The sequence below is a fragment of the Rhodococcus sp. P-2 genome (assembly GCF_016598535.1).
Classification (GTDB): domain Bacteria; phylum Actinomycetota; class Actinomycetes; order Mycobacteriales; family Mycobacteriaceae; genus Rhodococcus_F; species Rhodococcus_F baikonurensis.
The window spans coordinates 2,038,234-2,051,345 of sequence record NZ_CP066779.1; the positions used below are offsets into that span (position 1 = coordinate 2,038,234).

14 protein-coding genes are annotated in these 13,112 nt (G+C 63.7%); 8 read left to right on the forward strand and 6 right to left on the reverse strand.

Going from position 1 to position 13,112, the window contains the following annotated elements; genetic code table 11:
- The 4 genes from pstC to I7X09_RS09635 form a co-directional block, all read right to left on the reverse strand.
- Entirely contained in the window at nucleotides 1-1,092 is a 1,092-nt protein-coding gene (pstC, locus tag I7X09_RS09620; RefSeq protein WP_007733846.1) for a phosphate ABC transporter permease subunit PstC, read from the reverse strand.
- Between the two features lie 62 nt (nucleotides 1,093-1,154).
- On the reverse strand, nucleotides 1,155-2,273 hold the full coding sequence (gene pstS / locus I7X09_RS09625) for a phosphate ABC transporter substrate-binding protein PstS (protein WP_095968875.1): 1,119 nt from the start codon (nucleotides 2,271-2,273) through the stop codon (nucleotides 1,155-1,157).
- A 193-nt stretch (nucleotides 2,274-2,466) separates the two neighbouring features.
- The gene (gene mshD, locus I7X09_RS09630; RefSeq protein ID WP_200316533.1) at nucleotides 2,467-3,366 is read right to left on the reverse strand and encodes a mycothiol synthase; all 900 of its coding nucleotides are present in this window, start codon (nucleotides 3,364-3,366) and stop codon (nucleotides 2,467-2,469) included.
- Nucleotide 3,367: 1 nt separating this feature from the next.
- Nucleotides 3,368-4,120, reverse strand: coding sequence for a winged helix-turn-helix transcriptional regulator (locus I7X09_RS09635; protein ID WP_003939728.1), 753 nt, complete (start codon nucleotides 4,118-4,120; stop codon nucleotides 3,368-3,370).
- Nucleotides 4,121-4,261: 141 nt separating this feature from the next.
- Here I7X09_RS09635 and I7X09_RS09640 point away from each other — a divergent pair, with 141 nt between their 5' ends.
- The 8 genes from I7X09_RS09640 (at nucleotide 4,262) to I7X09_RS09670 (ending at nucleotide 9,511) form a co-directional block, all read left to right on the forward strand.
- On the forward strand, nucleotides 4,262-5,041 hold the full coding sequence (locus tag I7X09_RS09640; protein WP_095968679.1) for an LmeA family phospholipid-binding protein: 780 nt from the start codon (nucleotides 4,262-4,264) through the stop codon (nucleotides 5,039-5,041).
- Nucleotides 5,038-5,514: a thioredoxin family protein gene (locus I7X09_RS09645; RefSeq protein WP_166809241.1), complete on the forward strand. Its 477-nt coding sequence runs from the start codon at nucleotides 5,038-5,040 to the stop codon at nucleotides 5,512-5,514. The genes I7X09_RS09640 and I7X09_RS09645 overlap by 4 nt, the downstream gene beginning before the upstream one ends.
- A 31-nt stretch (nucleotides 5,515-5,545) precedes the next feature.
- Nucleotides 5,546-5,611, forward strand: coding sequence for a putative leader peptide (locus I7X09_RS29730; RefSeq protein WP_371734792.1), 66 nt, complete (start codon nucleotides 5,546-5,548; stop codon nucleotides 5,609-5,611).
- A gap of 131 nt (nucleotides 5,612-5,742) precedes the next feature.
- Nucleotides 5,743-6,213: a DUF4395 domain-containing protein gene (locus I7X09_RS09650; RefSeq protein ID WP_200316535.1), complete on the forward strand. Its 471-nt coding sequence runs from the start codon at nucleotides 5,743-5,745 to the stop codon at nucleotides 6,211-6,213.
- 74 nt (nucleotides 6,214-6,287) lie between these two features.
- Nucleotides 6,288-7,121, forward strand: coding sequence for a sulfurtransferase (locus I7X09_RS09655; protein ID WP_003939859.1), 834 nt, complete (start codon nucleotides 6,288-6,290; stop codon nucleotides 7,119-7,121).
- A 2-nt stretch (nucleotides 7,122-7,123) separates the two neighbouring features.
- On the forward strand, nucleotides 7,124-7,429 hold the full coding sequence (locus I7X09_RS09660; RefSeq protein ID WP_095968677.1) for a DUF1416 domain-containing protein: 306 nt from the start codon (nucleotides 7,124-7,126) through the stop codon (nucleotides 7,427-7,429).
- A gap of 258 nt (nucleotides 7,430-7,687) precedes the next feature.
- The gene (locus tag I7X09_RS09665) at nucleotides 7,688-8,326 is read left to right on the forward strand and encodes an FABP family protein (RefSeq protein ID WP_037128815.1); all 639 of its coding nucleotides are present in this window, start codon (nucleotides 7,688-7,690) and stop codon (nucleotides 8,324-8,326) included.
- A gap of 144 nt (nucleotides 8,327-8,470) precedes the next feature.
- Nucleotides 8,471-9,511, forward strand: a complete 1,041-nt coding sequence (locus tag I7X09_RS09670) for a type IV toxin-antitoxin system AbiEi family antitoxin domain-containing protein (RefSeq protein WP_200316537.1) — start codon at nucleotides 8,471-8,473, stop codon at nucleotides 9,509-9,511.
- 233 nt (nucleotides 9,512-9,744) lie between these two features.
- On the opposite strand, the gene cydC is transcribed toward I7X09_RS09670, so the two are convergent.
- Both cydC and cydD read right to left on the reverse strand, forming a co-directional pair.
- Complete coding sequence (cydC, locus tag I7X09_RS09675) at nucleotides 9,745-11,433, reverse strand: thiol reductant ABC exporter subunit CydC (RefSeq protein ID WP_200316539.1); 1,689 nt, start codon at nucleotides 11,431-11,433, stop codon at nucleotides 9,745-9,747.
- Nucleotides 11,423-13,111 (reverse strand): thiol reductant ABC exporter subunit CydD, encoded by a 1,689-nt coding sequence (gene cydD / locus I7X09_RS09680; protein WP_200316541.1) that lies wholly within the window; start codon nucleotides 13,109-13,111, stop codon nucleotides 11,423-11,425. The genes cydC and cydD overlap by 11 nt, the downstream gene beginning before the upstream one ends.
- Nucleotide 13,112: the final 1 nt, after the last annotated feature.

Sequence of the window (13,112 nt, forward strand, 5' to 3'; positions counted from 1 at the left end):
TCAGTCCTTCTTTCCGGCGATCACTGCGCGGGCAGCCGCGTTGACGACGAAGGTCAGCACGAACAGCACCAGTCCGGCCGCGATGTACGCGCCTGCCTGGATGTCGTTGTTGAACTCCGCGTAGCCGAGGGCGATCTTGGAGGCGATGGTCGAGCCGCCGTCGAACAGCGACCAGCCGAAGGCCTGAGAGGTGGTGCGCAGGATCAGGTACAGGGCCATCGTCTCGCCGAGTGCGCGTCCGAGACCGAGCATCGATCCGCTGATGTAGCCGGACTTACCGAACGGGATGACCGTGGTGCGCACAACTTCCCAGCGCGTGGCGCCGAGGGCGAGTGCGGCTTCGATCTGTGACCGCGGGGTCTGGATGAACACCTCGCGGGTCACAGCGGTGATGACCGGAAGGATCATCACGGCAAGGACGATGCCTGCGGTGAAGATGGTGCCGCCGCCGGTGATCGATCCGCTGCCGTCGGCGAAGAGCGGGAACCAGCCGAGAGTGTCGTTGAGCCACACCGCGACCGGGGTGATCGCCGGGGCGAAGACGAGCAGTCCCCACAGGCCGTAGACGATGGACGGCACGGCCGCGAGAAGGTCGATCGTGTACGACAGTGGCCGCGTGAGCCACTTGGGAGAGTACGAAGTCAGGAAGATCGCGATGCCCAGTGCGATCGGCATCGCGAGCACCAGGGCGAACAGCGAGACCAACACCGTGACCTGGAAGAGATCGAGGACACCGAACGCCATCGCGTTGATGTTCTGCGTCACCCATTCACGGCTGGTCAGGAAGTTGACCTGGTTCCGGCTCAAGGCAGGAACAGCACGCCAGATCAGGAACGCGCCGATCGCCGCGATGACAACCGTGATGAAGATTGCCGAACCGGATGCAAGCGAGCTGAAGATGCGGTCACCCGGACGGGTCACCGTCTTGCTGTTGCCGCTGCCCGGACCGTCACCCTTCGGAGGATGCTCGGTTTCTGGAGCCTTGGTGGAAGTAATCGTGTCCTCCGTGGTGCCGTTCGGACCGCCCACCCCGGCCCCGCTGGTTGCGGGGCCGGGAGAACGAGATGTCGAGGTGATGGGCGCGTCACTCATGCGCGCTCACTTCCTTCACGTCTGAATGTAGATCCATGAGCTTGTCCGCACGAGTCTCTAGGTCAGCTGATTGCCGTGATGGACGCGTTGAGGCGATCCTGGACGTTGGCCGGCAGCGGAACGTAACCCTGCTCGGCCAGGTTGGCCTGACCCTCGTTGGCCGCGCTCGTCAGGAACGACTTCACTGCTGCGGAGGTGTCCGCGTCGTAGCCCTTGGAGCAGACGATCGAGTACGTCGCGAGAACCAGCGGGTACGCGCCGGATTCGTTGGTCTTGAAGATCGACGCGAGGTCGAGCGTCAGGTCGCCGGTCGCGTCGGACTTGAACTTCGCGCCTGCGATCGACTTGGCGGCCGAGTCGTTGGTCAGTGCGACTGCTTCGGAGCCGGTGTTGATCTCGGCAACCGAGAGCTTGTTCTGATCGGCGAACGACTTCTCGACGTAGGTGATCGAACCCGGTGCAGTAGCAACTGCCTGTGCAACGCCCGCCGAACCCTTGGCGCCCTCACCGACGCCACCGGTGAAGTCGGACCCTGCGCCCGACGTCCAAGCACCGTTCGATGCCGCGTCGAGGTACTTCTGGAAGTTGTCGGTGGTGCCCGAGGAATCGGAGCGGATCACGGTGGTGATCTTCTCGTCGGGAAGCGAAGCACCGGAGTTGAGCGCGGCGATTGCCGGATCGTTCCACTTGGTGATGCCACCGTTGAAGATCTTCGCGAGAACCTCTGCGTTGAGCACGAGCTTGTCGACGCCGTCGAGGTTGTATGCAACCGCGATCGGGCCGAAGACGAGGGGAAGGTTCCAGGCTTCGCCGCCGACGCAACGCTCCTTGGCCTTGTCGGCCTGCTCGTCCTTGATGGCCGAGTCGGAGCCGGCGAAGTCGATCTGGCCGGCGATGAACTGGGTGCGACCGTCGCCCGAACCGCTGGGGTTGTAAGCGACGTTGACCGTCTTGCCCTTTTCCTGGCATACGGAGATGTAGGTGGCGACGAACTGGTCCATGGCGTTCTTCTGTGCCGAGGAACCAGCGGCAGAGAGGTTGCTCTTGCCTTCGCACGTTGCGTTCGATGCGGACGCGTCCACACCCGTCGACGACGAGTTGTTGTCGCTGCCACATGCGGCCAAGGTCATGGCGCCCACGGCCACTACACCGAGCAGGGCACCACTGCGCTTGAGATTCACCAAGATCCTCCGGAAATCGCTACCGCCACGCCCACGATCGGGCGGCGACATGAGACGCAGAATGATTGAAATCTGCATCAGGCAACACGGCGCTGCCCACAGAGAAAAGTAGGCGGGCGCGGTGTCCGGTTGGACCACACATGGTTAACGGAGAATGAACAGACTGGACATTTCTGCGTGTTCGACTGTGACGTCAGAGCGCGCGAGCGTAAGCCATGTCCACGTGGAACCGATCGAAGCCGAGTCGCTCGTACGTGTGAAGGGCTGCGGTGTTGTCGCCTTCGACGTACAGAAGGACGGTTCCGAGGCCGCGATCACGCAGGTAATGCATGCCCGCAAGAGTCAGCACTCGGCCGAGACCGCGTCCCTGTGCAGCAGGATCGATCCCCACGACGTACACCTCCCCCAGCTCCGGATCGTCACCTTCGGGTGCGTGCACCTTCGTCCAGTGAAAGCCGAGAAGGGTATCGGGATCGGTGTCCGCGAACGCCAGGAACAGACCGGCGGGATCGAACCAACCTTCGGCCGTTCTCTCGTCGATCTCCGCCTGGGTCCAGCCACCCTGCTCGGGATGCCAGGAGAAGGCCGCGTTGTTGACGCGAAGGATCTCGGAATCGTCTTCGGGCCCACGATACGTCCGCATCGTTATTCCTTCGGGCACAACGATTTCCGGAAGCTGCGGAGCATCGAGCGGTCGACGCAGCTGGAGGAGTTCACGAACGCTGACCAGATCGAGACTCTTGACGAATTCCACTGCGGCGTCGATGTTTCCGTGCGCCCACACTCGCGTGCCCGGACGCCCCTCGTCGAATACCGCTGCGGCAAGCCTGGTTCCGATACCGCGGCGCCGGGCCTGCGGGTCGACCACCAACTCGGCCATGTCGGGATGCTCGTCCGAACCGGCTTGCAGCTGTGCATAACCGACGACCGTATCGCCGTCGAGTTCGAGAAGATGCCGTGCTGCGCCGCGCCCGGCAACGGCATGGCGCCCCTGCTCCGACACCGGTGCCTTGCCGTCGAAGTCGGTCGCGCGATCGAGCAGCGCGGAAACCTGCTCAGCGGATCCGGCCGCCAGCGAATCGCTCCAACCCATCTCAGACCACCGATCCGTCGGCCGCGTCGTAGTCGACGTCTTCGTCGTCCTCGAACTGAACGGGAGCAGCTGCGCCGCCCTTGGCCCTGGTCGGCCGCACTGCCTTGTATCCGACATTTCGGACTGTACCGATCAAGGACTCGTATTCGGTGCCGAGTTTCGCCCGCAGACGACGCACATGGACGTCGACCGTCCTGGTGCCACCGAAGAAGTCGTAGCCCCACACCTCCTGCAGCAGCTGCGCACGGGTGAAAACCCGGCCGGCGTGCTGCGCGAGGTACTTGAGCAGCTCGAATTCCTTGTAAGTCAAATCAAGGGGCCGTCCACGCAATCGTGCCGTGTACGTCCCCTCGTCGATAACCAGTTCGCCCAGCGTGATCTTTCCCGACGCTTCCGGACTGGCCACACCGCCGCTGCGGGCGACCAACAACCGCAATCGGGCGTCCACCTCAGCCGGACCGGTACCGGGAAGCAGGATGTCGTCCAGCCCCCAGTCGGCGTTGACGGCAACGAGTCCGCCTTCGGTGAGGACGGCGACCACAGGTACTGCGGATCCTGTGCTTCCGAGCAATCGACACAACCCGCGTGCGGCAGCTAGATCAGTGCGCGCATCCACCAATGCCACGTCCGCGGAACTTGCCTCGAGTAGCGAGGAAACCTCTGTGGGGGCAGGCCGAACCGAGTGCGCCAGCAACGCCAACGCCGGTAGTACAGCTTCCGGGTTGGGGTCGGAGGTGAGGAGGAGCAGTTCCACACGGCCTCCTATCTAGTAGCCCGCGCAACCCGCGAGGGCAACGCTCGAGTAGTTCGACGCTTTTGGTCGGTCACTACATTAGCGTGCCTGGTACCGGGGCCGTCGCATCGAACCCCGACCGGAGTCGGTCACAATGGTGCGGTGCGCAAACTGATCATCGGCATCGTCTTCCTCCTCGGCCTCGGACTGGTGGCCGATTTCGGCGCTGCCGCGTACGCCGAGTACCGGGTTTCCCGCGAGCTCCGAACCGGCGCATCACTCGAGGCGGACCCGGAGGTCACCTTCAACGGGTTCCCCTTCCTCACCCAAGCTCTCGGCGGGAAATACAAGGACGTCTACGTCAGAGCTACCGGCGTCCAGAGCGACGTGGTCGGCGAAGTGACCGTCGAGGCAGATCTGCGCGGGGTCACCGTTCCCTTCTCCGACATAGTGAACGGCAACGTCACCCAACTCCCCGTCGACAAACTCGACGGCCGGATGGGAATCAACGCCACCGACCTCGGAAAGCTGCTCAACATCCCTGACCTGCAGGTATCTTCACCTCCGGCCAACAAGTCGGATGGCACCGGCGGTAGCGGTGGAACAGGCGCGAGCACCGCGGGCGCTGTCGTGCTGACCGGAACGGTTGCCGTCGGCCCGATCGAGACTGCAGTGAGCGTGCAGGCCAACCTGGTTCTGGAAGGTGGGCAGGTCAAGATCGTCGCCAGCAACCTGTACTTCGGTCCGGAGGGCAAAGCCGATTTCTCGATCCCCGCAGCACTCGAACCCGTCGTCCTCGGATTGTTCAGCTACACGATCGATCCACAGGCACTCCCATACGGAATCCAGCCGAGCCTGGTCTACGCGGAAGGCGGAAGAATCGTGATCGAAGGCAGCGCCGAGAACACGACGATCGACCTCGCAGAGCTGCAGAACCGATGACCGGGATCACAATTCTGCTGGTCGCGCTTGTCGCCGTCGTCGCTGTCGGGCTCTTTCTCAAGTCGCGCAACGGAAAGGTTCGAGTCACCTCGCCGACCGCGACCGGCACCGCTGACAGTCGCCTCGAACTGCTCCGCGCGGCTGGAGTCGTATCGGCGAACGGTGGGCCCGTCGTACTGCATTTTTCCGCCGACTGGTGCGGACCGTGCGCGGCAGTACGCCGCGTCGTCGGTCAGGTCGTGGTGTCGATGGCCGACGCTCCCCGTCCGCCGGTCGAGATCGAACTCGACATCGACAAGGAACCGGCTCTCGCACGCGAAATGAGCGTCCTGTCGTTGCCCACCACCTTCATCCTCGACGGTGGCCTCGAGGAACAGTTCCGGGTGTCCGGAGTGCCGTCCGCAGGCGATCTGAAAGCTGCGCTCGTACCACTATCCGGACCCCACGAGCCAAAATCCGAGAATTCGGGGTAAACTCGCCGACGTGCAAACCCGCCACGAGCTGATGCTCACCCGACGCCGCGCAGTAGACCTGTGCCGCCTCGGGGGCTGTTGCTGTACCTGTTGCTGATCACCACATCCGTCAGAACTCTCTGACCTTCGAGCTTTCGCTCTCGTGATCAATCCACCGAGTGGGACTTTTGCGTCCCGTTTTCTCGGTCCACGCACAGCATCATGCAATCCAGCGCAGGAGCACTCCCGATGTCCACAACCACACCCCAACTCGAGCAGGTCGACGTCCGCGGACCTCGATTCGCCGCGTGGGTCACCACCGGCGTTCTCGTACTCACGCTCGTCCTCTCGACCTTCTCACTGCCGACTGCCACTGTGCTTCTCGCACTGCAGGCCATCGTCTTCGCGGTCGGAGCCGTACTCGGCCCCAAGCGCAGCCCGTACGGCCAGATCTTCGGCAAGCTCGTCGCCCCGCGAATCTCGCCGGTCAGCGAACGAGAACCCGTAGCGCCACTTCGCTTCGCTCAGTTCGTCGGCTTCGTCTTCGCATTGGCAGGCACGGTCGGTTTCCTGGCCGGGTCGACGATCGTCGGCACCGTCGCCACGGGCTTCGCCCTGTTCGCGGCCCTGCTCAACGCCGCGTTCGGCATCTGCCTCGGCTGCCAGATCTACCCACTGGTCGCCAGGCTGCGAAATACCGGCCGCGCTACCACCGCGTGAAAGCGCTTGCCACACAACCCCACTGAACCCCTGCTGGATATCGACCGATGCAAGACCACATCGAAAGGAACACCATGGCTCGCTCCGACGTCCTAGTCTCCGCTGACTGGGCTGAGCAGAACCTCAACACCCCCAAGACCGTTTTTGTCGAGGTGGACGAGGACACCAGCGCATACGACGGCGGCCACATCGAGGGTGCAGTCAAGCTCGACTGGCGCAAGGACCTCCAGGACGGCGTCCGACGTGACTTCCTGAACCAGGAGCAGTTCTCGGACCTGCTCTCCGCCAAGGGCATTGCGAACGACGACACCGTTGTTCTCTACGGTGGCAACAACAACTGGTTCGCCGCATACGCGTACTGGTACTTCAAGCTGTACGGCCACCAGGACATCAAGCTGATCGACGGCGGCCGCAAGAAGTGGGAACTCGACGGACGCCCGCTCTCCAAGGACGCAGTCAACCGCGAAGCCACGCAGTACAAGGCCGAGACCCCCGACTTCTCGATCCGCGCATTCCGCGACGAGGTCATCGACGCCATCGGCAGCAAGAACCTCGTCGACGTTCGTAGCCCTGACGAGTTCTCCGGCAAGATCCTCGCTCCCGCGCACCTTCCGCAGGAGCAGGCGCAGCAGCGCGGCCACGTCCCCGGAGCCATCAACATCCCGTGGAGCACCACCGCCAACGAGGACGGCACGTTCAAGTCGGACGACGACCTCGCCAAGCTGTACGCGGAGAAGGGCTTCGACGACACCAAGGAAACGATCGCCTACTGCCGCATCGGCGAGCGCTCGAGCCACACCTGGTTCGTGCTGCAGGAGATCCTCGGCAAGAACAACGTCAAGAACTACGACGGCAGCTGGGTCGAATACGGCTCACTCGTCGGCGCACCGATCGAATTGGGAGCCTGATCATGTGTGGAGCACCTACCCAGGGCCAGACCCTGCCTGCCGGCGTCGACGTCGAGAAGGAAACGGTCATCACCGGCCGTGTTCTCGCCGCTGACGGCCAGCCCATCGGCGGCGCATTCGTGCGCCTGCTCGACGGCTCCGGAGAGTTCACGGCCGAGGTCGTGGCATCGGGAACCGGCGATTTCCGCTTCTTCGCCGCTCCGGGCGAGTGGACCGTGCGTGCACTGTCCAGCTCGGGCAACGGCACCTCCACCGTCACTCCCGAAGGCTCGGGCGTGCACAACGTGGACGTGACCGTCAGCAAGTAATTCCTGCATTTTCAGGCGGCCCCGCACCCCTTCGGTGCGGGGCCTTCTGCATTCCGGCTCCCGATTTTTCCGGTCGGTCGCCGCGGTCTAAGATGTACCCGTGGTCATTTTCTTCGAGGTACTCCTCGCACTCGCATCCGTCATGATCGCTTGGTTCTCCGTGTACGTCGTGTACCGCTTGGTCACCGACGAGTCGTGAGTCAGGCTCCGGATTCAGGGTCCGACGCGACCGCTGACGATTCCGCCGCTGCAGGTGCCGTGAGGCGCGGCAGCGGGGACGAAGCTGTCGCCATCGCCGTCGAGCGCTCCAAGTCGACGGCGTCACTCAACATCCCGACCCTGCCGGACCTTCCGTTGCCAGAGGACACCGCAAACCTGCGCCTCGGCCCGGACATCAATCCCGAACTCCTCGCACTGCTCCCCCTCGTCGGCGTCTGGCGCGGCGAAGGTGAAGGGCACGACGAGACCGGCGACTACGCCTTCGGTCAGCAGATCGTCATCTCTCACGACGGCGGCCCCTATCTCAATTGGGAGTCCCGGTCCTGGCGCCTCGACGCCGAGGGCAAGTACGTGAGCCCCGATCTGCGCGAGAGCGGTTACTGGCGCATGGGCGGCGACGGCATCCCCGGCAGCGTCAATCAGGAAGTCGTCGAACTCCTGCTCAGCCACAGCTCCGGCGTCGTCGAAATGTACTACGGCCGTGCGCTCACCCAGGCATCCTGGGAACTTGCCACCGACGTGGTGATCCGCAGCCAGTCCGGTGCACTGTACGGCGGCGCGAAGCGCCTGTACGGCATCGTCGAAGGCGGCGACCTCGCGTACGTCGAAGAGCGCATCATGTCTGACGGTGGCCTGGAGCCGCGCCTCTCGGCGCGGCTGACCCGCTACATCGGCTAGCTCTGCTGTGCGCCTTTATTAACCCCCGGCGGTTAATAAAGGCGCACAGCAGATCCATCCACAGCCACCGACAAATTCCACAGGTGGGCTCTGGAACGGCATCATCGACCGATTCCTGTCGGACCGGGATCTCACGGTATTCGCATGAACTGCGACTACATCGATCCTGATCTCCGAAGAATTTTCGACTTCCAACACGGACTCGCGACCAATAAACAGCTGCGCCCTTTCGGCTATTCGCCGCGGCGAATCCAGCATCTGGTCGAATCGGGTCAATGGACTTCCGTCCTCCACGGCGTTCAATCCAGCACCAACGGCCCACTCAACCGAGCAATGATTCTCGAGGCCGCACTGCTGTTCGGCGGCGGAGAGACTTATCTGAGTCACCGGACTGCAGCTGAAGAGTGGGGACTCACGCACATCGAGTCCGATCTGCCGGTCCACATCACGGTCCGATACGGCAGATCCTCGCGCTGCCAGAGTCCGACGGTCAGACCCGAACGCTCCCCGGCGCGCCCCGTTCCGCTGGGGTGGTCCACTGCCCATCCCGGAGTGATCGTTCATCGTTCACGCGCTCAGGCCCACATCGGCGTTGCCACTCAACCTGCTCGTACTTCGCTGGCCGACACCGCAATTGACCTGGCGGTTGCAGAGCCGTCGGCTCGCGACGCCGCTCGTTCTCTGGTCCGCTCCGCCACGGCCTGCAAGGTGTCGCGGATGGAACTACGCACCCGAATGGAGTACCGCCGGCCGAGGCGATATGTCAAAGCGCTGTCCTCGACATTGGACCTCTTGGATCGCGGCGTCCAGTCGGTGCTCGAGCATCGCTATGCAATCGAAGTCGAGCGAGCACACGGTCTGCCGGAAGCACGACGGCAATCGCCGGTCCTCGTCGATGGGAGAACTCTCTACGAGGACGTCGACTACCGCAATTGCGGTGTCGCACTGATCGTTCGACTCGACGGATTCGCCTTCCACTCATCTCGGGCGACTGCGCTGCGGGATCGTCGGCGAGGAAACGCATCCGAACTGTCAGGCAATGCCACGCTGGTCTTCGGTTGGGAAGAAGTGGAAGGAGCCTCGTGCCGAACTGCAGCCGAGGTCAGAGCGATCCTCGAGCGCGGTGGATGGTGGGGACCCAATCCTTGTCCACGCTGTGCGCCTTTATTAACCCCCGGCGGTTAATAAAGGCGCACAGCACGAAGCGACCCCCGAGCCACACCCGCGCTTTCGCACGGATCCCGGTCGGACTGATCGGGGGCTCGGGGGTCGGGTGGCTGCCTGGGATTCGCCGGCCGCTCACGCGGTAAGTGAATTCCATCAGCGATTGCGGCTAGCTGGCAGCCACCTCACGCGTCCGTCTGTACTTCAATTTCAGACCACCTCCTTCCTTGTGTACAGGAGAAAGTACGCCCACTTCACGACGACGGCAACGTATTTTCCACAGAAACTTTTCCGACGCATATCACCTGGTCAGCTGCTGTGCCGTCCGGAAGTTGGTGGGTGACGACAACCACGGTTCGCGAAGAATCGACCAGCGTTGCTTCGCGACCGAGCAACTCGCGGAGCAACTGAGCGCCGGCCTCCGCGTCCATGTGCTCGGTCGGCTCGTCGAGCAGCAATACCTCCGCGGGCGAGACGATCGCGCGTGCCAACAGCAACCGACGACGCTCACCGCCCGAAAGCGCTCGCATTCCGCCGACCAGGTAAGTGTCGAGCCCGTCCGGCAGTTCCGACAGCCACTCTCCGAGACCAACGGCGGCAAGTGCCTTCTCCGCGTCCTCGGCGGTGAGGTCACCCCGCGCGACGCGCAGGTTCTCGAGTACCGACGTCTCGAAGAGGTGTGCGTCTTCGGCGAAGTATCCGACGTGCCGACGCAGTTCGGCCGGATCGATATCCGAAACATCCACTCCGCCGACGCGAACCGTTCCCGCGACGGGTGGTAGCAGTCCCGCCATCGTCATCAGCGCGGTGGTCTTTCCCGATCCGCTCTCACCGACCACGGCAACACGAGCGCCGCGAGGAAGATCCACAGACAGCGGTTCGGTCACCTTCCCACCGGGCCAACCTGCCTGCAACGCGTGCACGCTGAGAGCCCCGTTCTCGGGCCACGCACGATCACCTTCGACGTGTTCCTCGGCTGCTCGATCGAGGACCGCCATGATGCGAGCCGACGCCAGTCGCGCCTTGGTCAATGCCACCGCCGCGCTGGGCAGGATCGCGGTTCCCTCGAATGCCGACAGGGGAAGCAGTACAAGGATTCCCATGGACATCGGTGACATGTCGGTGGTTCCGTACAGCGTGATTCCGATCAGCAACGCCCCGAGAACGCTCACACCGATTGCGAGAGGTGTCGCGGCGGCGGCAAAGGCACTCGGGACCGCCGCGCGATCGGTTGCGTCGACCACCTCGTTTTCGGCGGACACCGCCTCGCTCACGGCCTGATCCAAGCGACCTGATACCCGAAGCTCAGCGGAATGGTCGAGCGCCGTCACAGCGGACTCACTGAATCGCGCTGCGGCAGCTGAACTGTCGGCCTCGGCGAGTCGAGCTGCACGCGCCGAAAGCCAGGGTGCCGCGATCCCGGACACGGCCAGCGCAACAGCCAGAATGAGCGCAGCCGGGATCGAGATGAACAACAAGATGCCCACCGCAGCGAACGCGAGGACAACCGAAACAGCAATCGGGATCAGCGCTTTGACGATTACGTCGCCCAGCGCGTCCACATCGGCGCCGGTACGCGAGAGCAGGTCACCGCGTCGTAGTCCGGCGGCGGCCGCGGGATCTCCCGCTGCCAACTGCTGGTAGATCCTCGACCGCGCTGCGGTGGTGCCGCGCAACGCGACGTCGTGCGTCGTCAATCGCTCGAGGTAGCGGAAGACACCACGCGAGATTCCCAACGCGCGCACGGCAACCACCGCAACGCTGAGATCGAGAACGGGAGGCATCTCCCAAGCACGCGTGATCAACCATGCGGACAGCGCGGCCAAGGCGAGGGCACTGCCGAGTGTTGCCACACCGGCGGCCACCGCAGTCAGTACGCGTCGTGGTCGAAGTTCGAGTAGTTGCAGAGCACGCAGGAGCGGATCGTGAGTGTCACTTCTCATGGGCACGAACCTCGACGATCTGGTCAGCTGCGGCAAGCACACTCGGACGGTGGCCGATCACGACGACGGTGTCACCACGCTCCGCCCGTGCTCTCAGAGAAGCCAACACTGTCCCTTCCGAATCGGAGTCGAGGTGGGCGGTGGGCTCGTCCAGGATGAGAACAGCGCGGTCGGAAGCGAGCACGCGTGTCAGCGCCAGGCGTTGACGCTGCCCCAGCGACAGACCTGTGCCGCCGGAACCGATGACTGTCTCGACACCTGCAGGCAGCTCGGCCAGCACGGCCTCGAATCCCGTCGCAGCGGCGGCACGAGTCGACGCCTGTGCATCAACGACCCCCGTGAGATCGAGATTCTCGCGAACAGTGCCCGGTAGGAGGACCGGATGCTGGGGCAGCCAAGCCAATTGACTCCACCACGCGTTCTCGTCCAGCTCTCGAACATCGACGCCGGCAACCGTCACACGCCCACTGCTCGGTTCGATCAACCCGAGTAGCGCGTGCACTGCCGTCGACTTGCCGCAGCCGTTGGGCCCGGTGAGCACGGTGATCTTCCCTGGCGACGCCACGGCGGAAAGTTGAGACGGTGCGACTCCCCCACGAGAGGTCACGCCGAGTCCGTCGAAGACGATGTCGGCGCCGCGCGCGACCACCGTCGTCCAACCGCCCTCCGGCGCAGCAGAATCCGCTTCGATCACCTCGAACGCCTTGTCTGCTGCTGCCATTCCGTCCTCGGCGGCATGGAACTGGGTTCCCACCATCCGAAGCGGCAGGTACACCTCGGGCGCGAGGATCAACGCGACGATCCCCGGCTCGAGCGACATGTCCCCGTACACCAGTCGCAAGCCGATGCTCACGGCCACCAACGCGACGCAGAGTGTAGCGAGCAGTTCCAGCACCATCGAGGACAGGAACGCGACGCGCAGAGCAGACATCGTCGTTCGCCGATGGGCGTCACCGAGTTCACGTACCCGCTCGGCAGGACCTTGCTGACGACCGAGCGCTCGCAGCGTCGGCAAACCGGCAAGTAGATCGAGCAGTTGTGAAGACAACGTGGTCATCGCTGCCAGCGTCTTCTCCGATTTACCCTTTGTCAGCAAGCCGATCAGAATCATGAAGATCGGAATCAGCGGCAGCGTCACGAAAATGATGACCGCAGACGTCATGTCCTGCACCGCAATGACTATCAGGGTGATGGGCGTCAGTGTCACCGACAGGACCAGAGCCGGAAGGTATCCCGTCAGGTACGGACCGAGGCCGTCGACACCGCGGGTGACCACGGTCGCGATTTCGTCACGCCGAGGATCCAGATCGCGCGGGCTCATTGCCGTCGCCGACGTCAGCACGCCGTTCTTGATCTCGGCAACGACGCGAGTCGACGCCCGGTGTGCATACCTGGTCTGCAGCCAGGTCCCCAGAACTCGGACCGCCACAGCTGCGGCCAGAACAACCAATTCGGTTGTCCACGAAGAAATATCCACAGTTCGAGTGGTGATCACTCCGGCCAGCATCCGGCCGATCATGAGCGCCGCGACGATGACCATCACGACGTTCACCATCGACAGAGCGACCGTCAGGATCAGATAGCCGCGCGCAGAAGCGGAATGGCGCCACAGTCGCGGGTCGATCGGCCCCCGGCGACGCTCCCGAGTGGTGGGAGCGTCGCCTACTTCGATAGTCACG

Bases quoted from the DNA above. Each gene is read 5' to 3' on its own strand.
- cydC (WP_200316539.1), bottom strand. From the start codon at position 11,433: ATGAGAAGTGACACTCACGATCCGCTCCTGCGTGCTCTGCAACTACTC.
- mshD (WP_200316533.1), bottom strand. From the start codon at position 3,366: ATGGGTTGGAGCGATTCGCTGGCGGCCGGATCCGCTGAGCAGGTTTCC.
- pstC (WP_007733846.1), bottom strand. From the start codon at position 1,092: ATGAGTGACGCGCCCATCACCTCGACATCTCGTTCTCCCGGCCCCGCA.
- I7X09_RS09655 (WP_003939859.1), top strand. From the start codon at position 6,288: ATGGCTCGCTCCGACGTCCTAGTCTCCGCTGACTGGGCTGAGCAGAAC.
- I7X09_RS09670 (WP_200316537.1), top strand. From the start codon at position 8,471: ATGAACTGCGACTACATCGATCCTGATCTCCGAAGAATTTTCGACTTC.
- I7X09_RS09660 (WP_095968677.1), top strand. From the start codon at position 7,124: ATGTGTGGAGCACCTACCCAGGGCCAGACCCTGCCTGCCGGCGTCGAC.
- I7X09_RS09645 (WP_166809241.1), top strand. From the start codon at position 5,038: ATGACCGGGATCACAATTCTGCTGGTCGCGCTTGTCGCCGTCGTCGCT.
- I7X09_RS09650 (WP_200316535.1), top strand. From the start codon at position 5,743: ATGTCCACAACCACACCCCAACTCGAGCAGGTCGACGTCCGCGGACCT.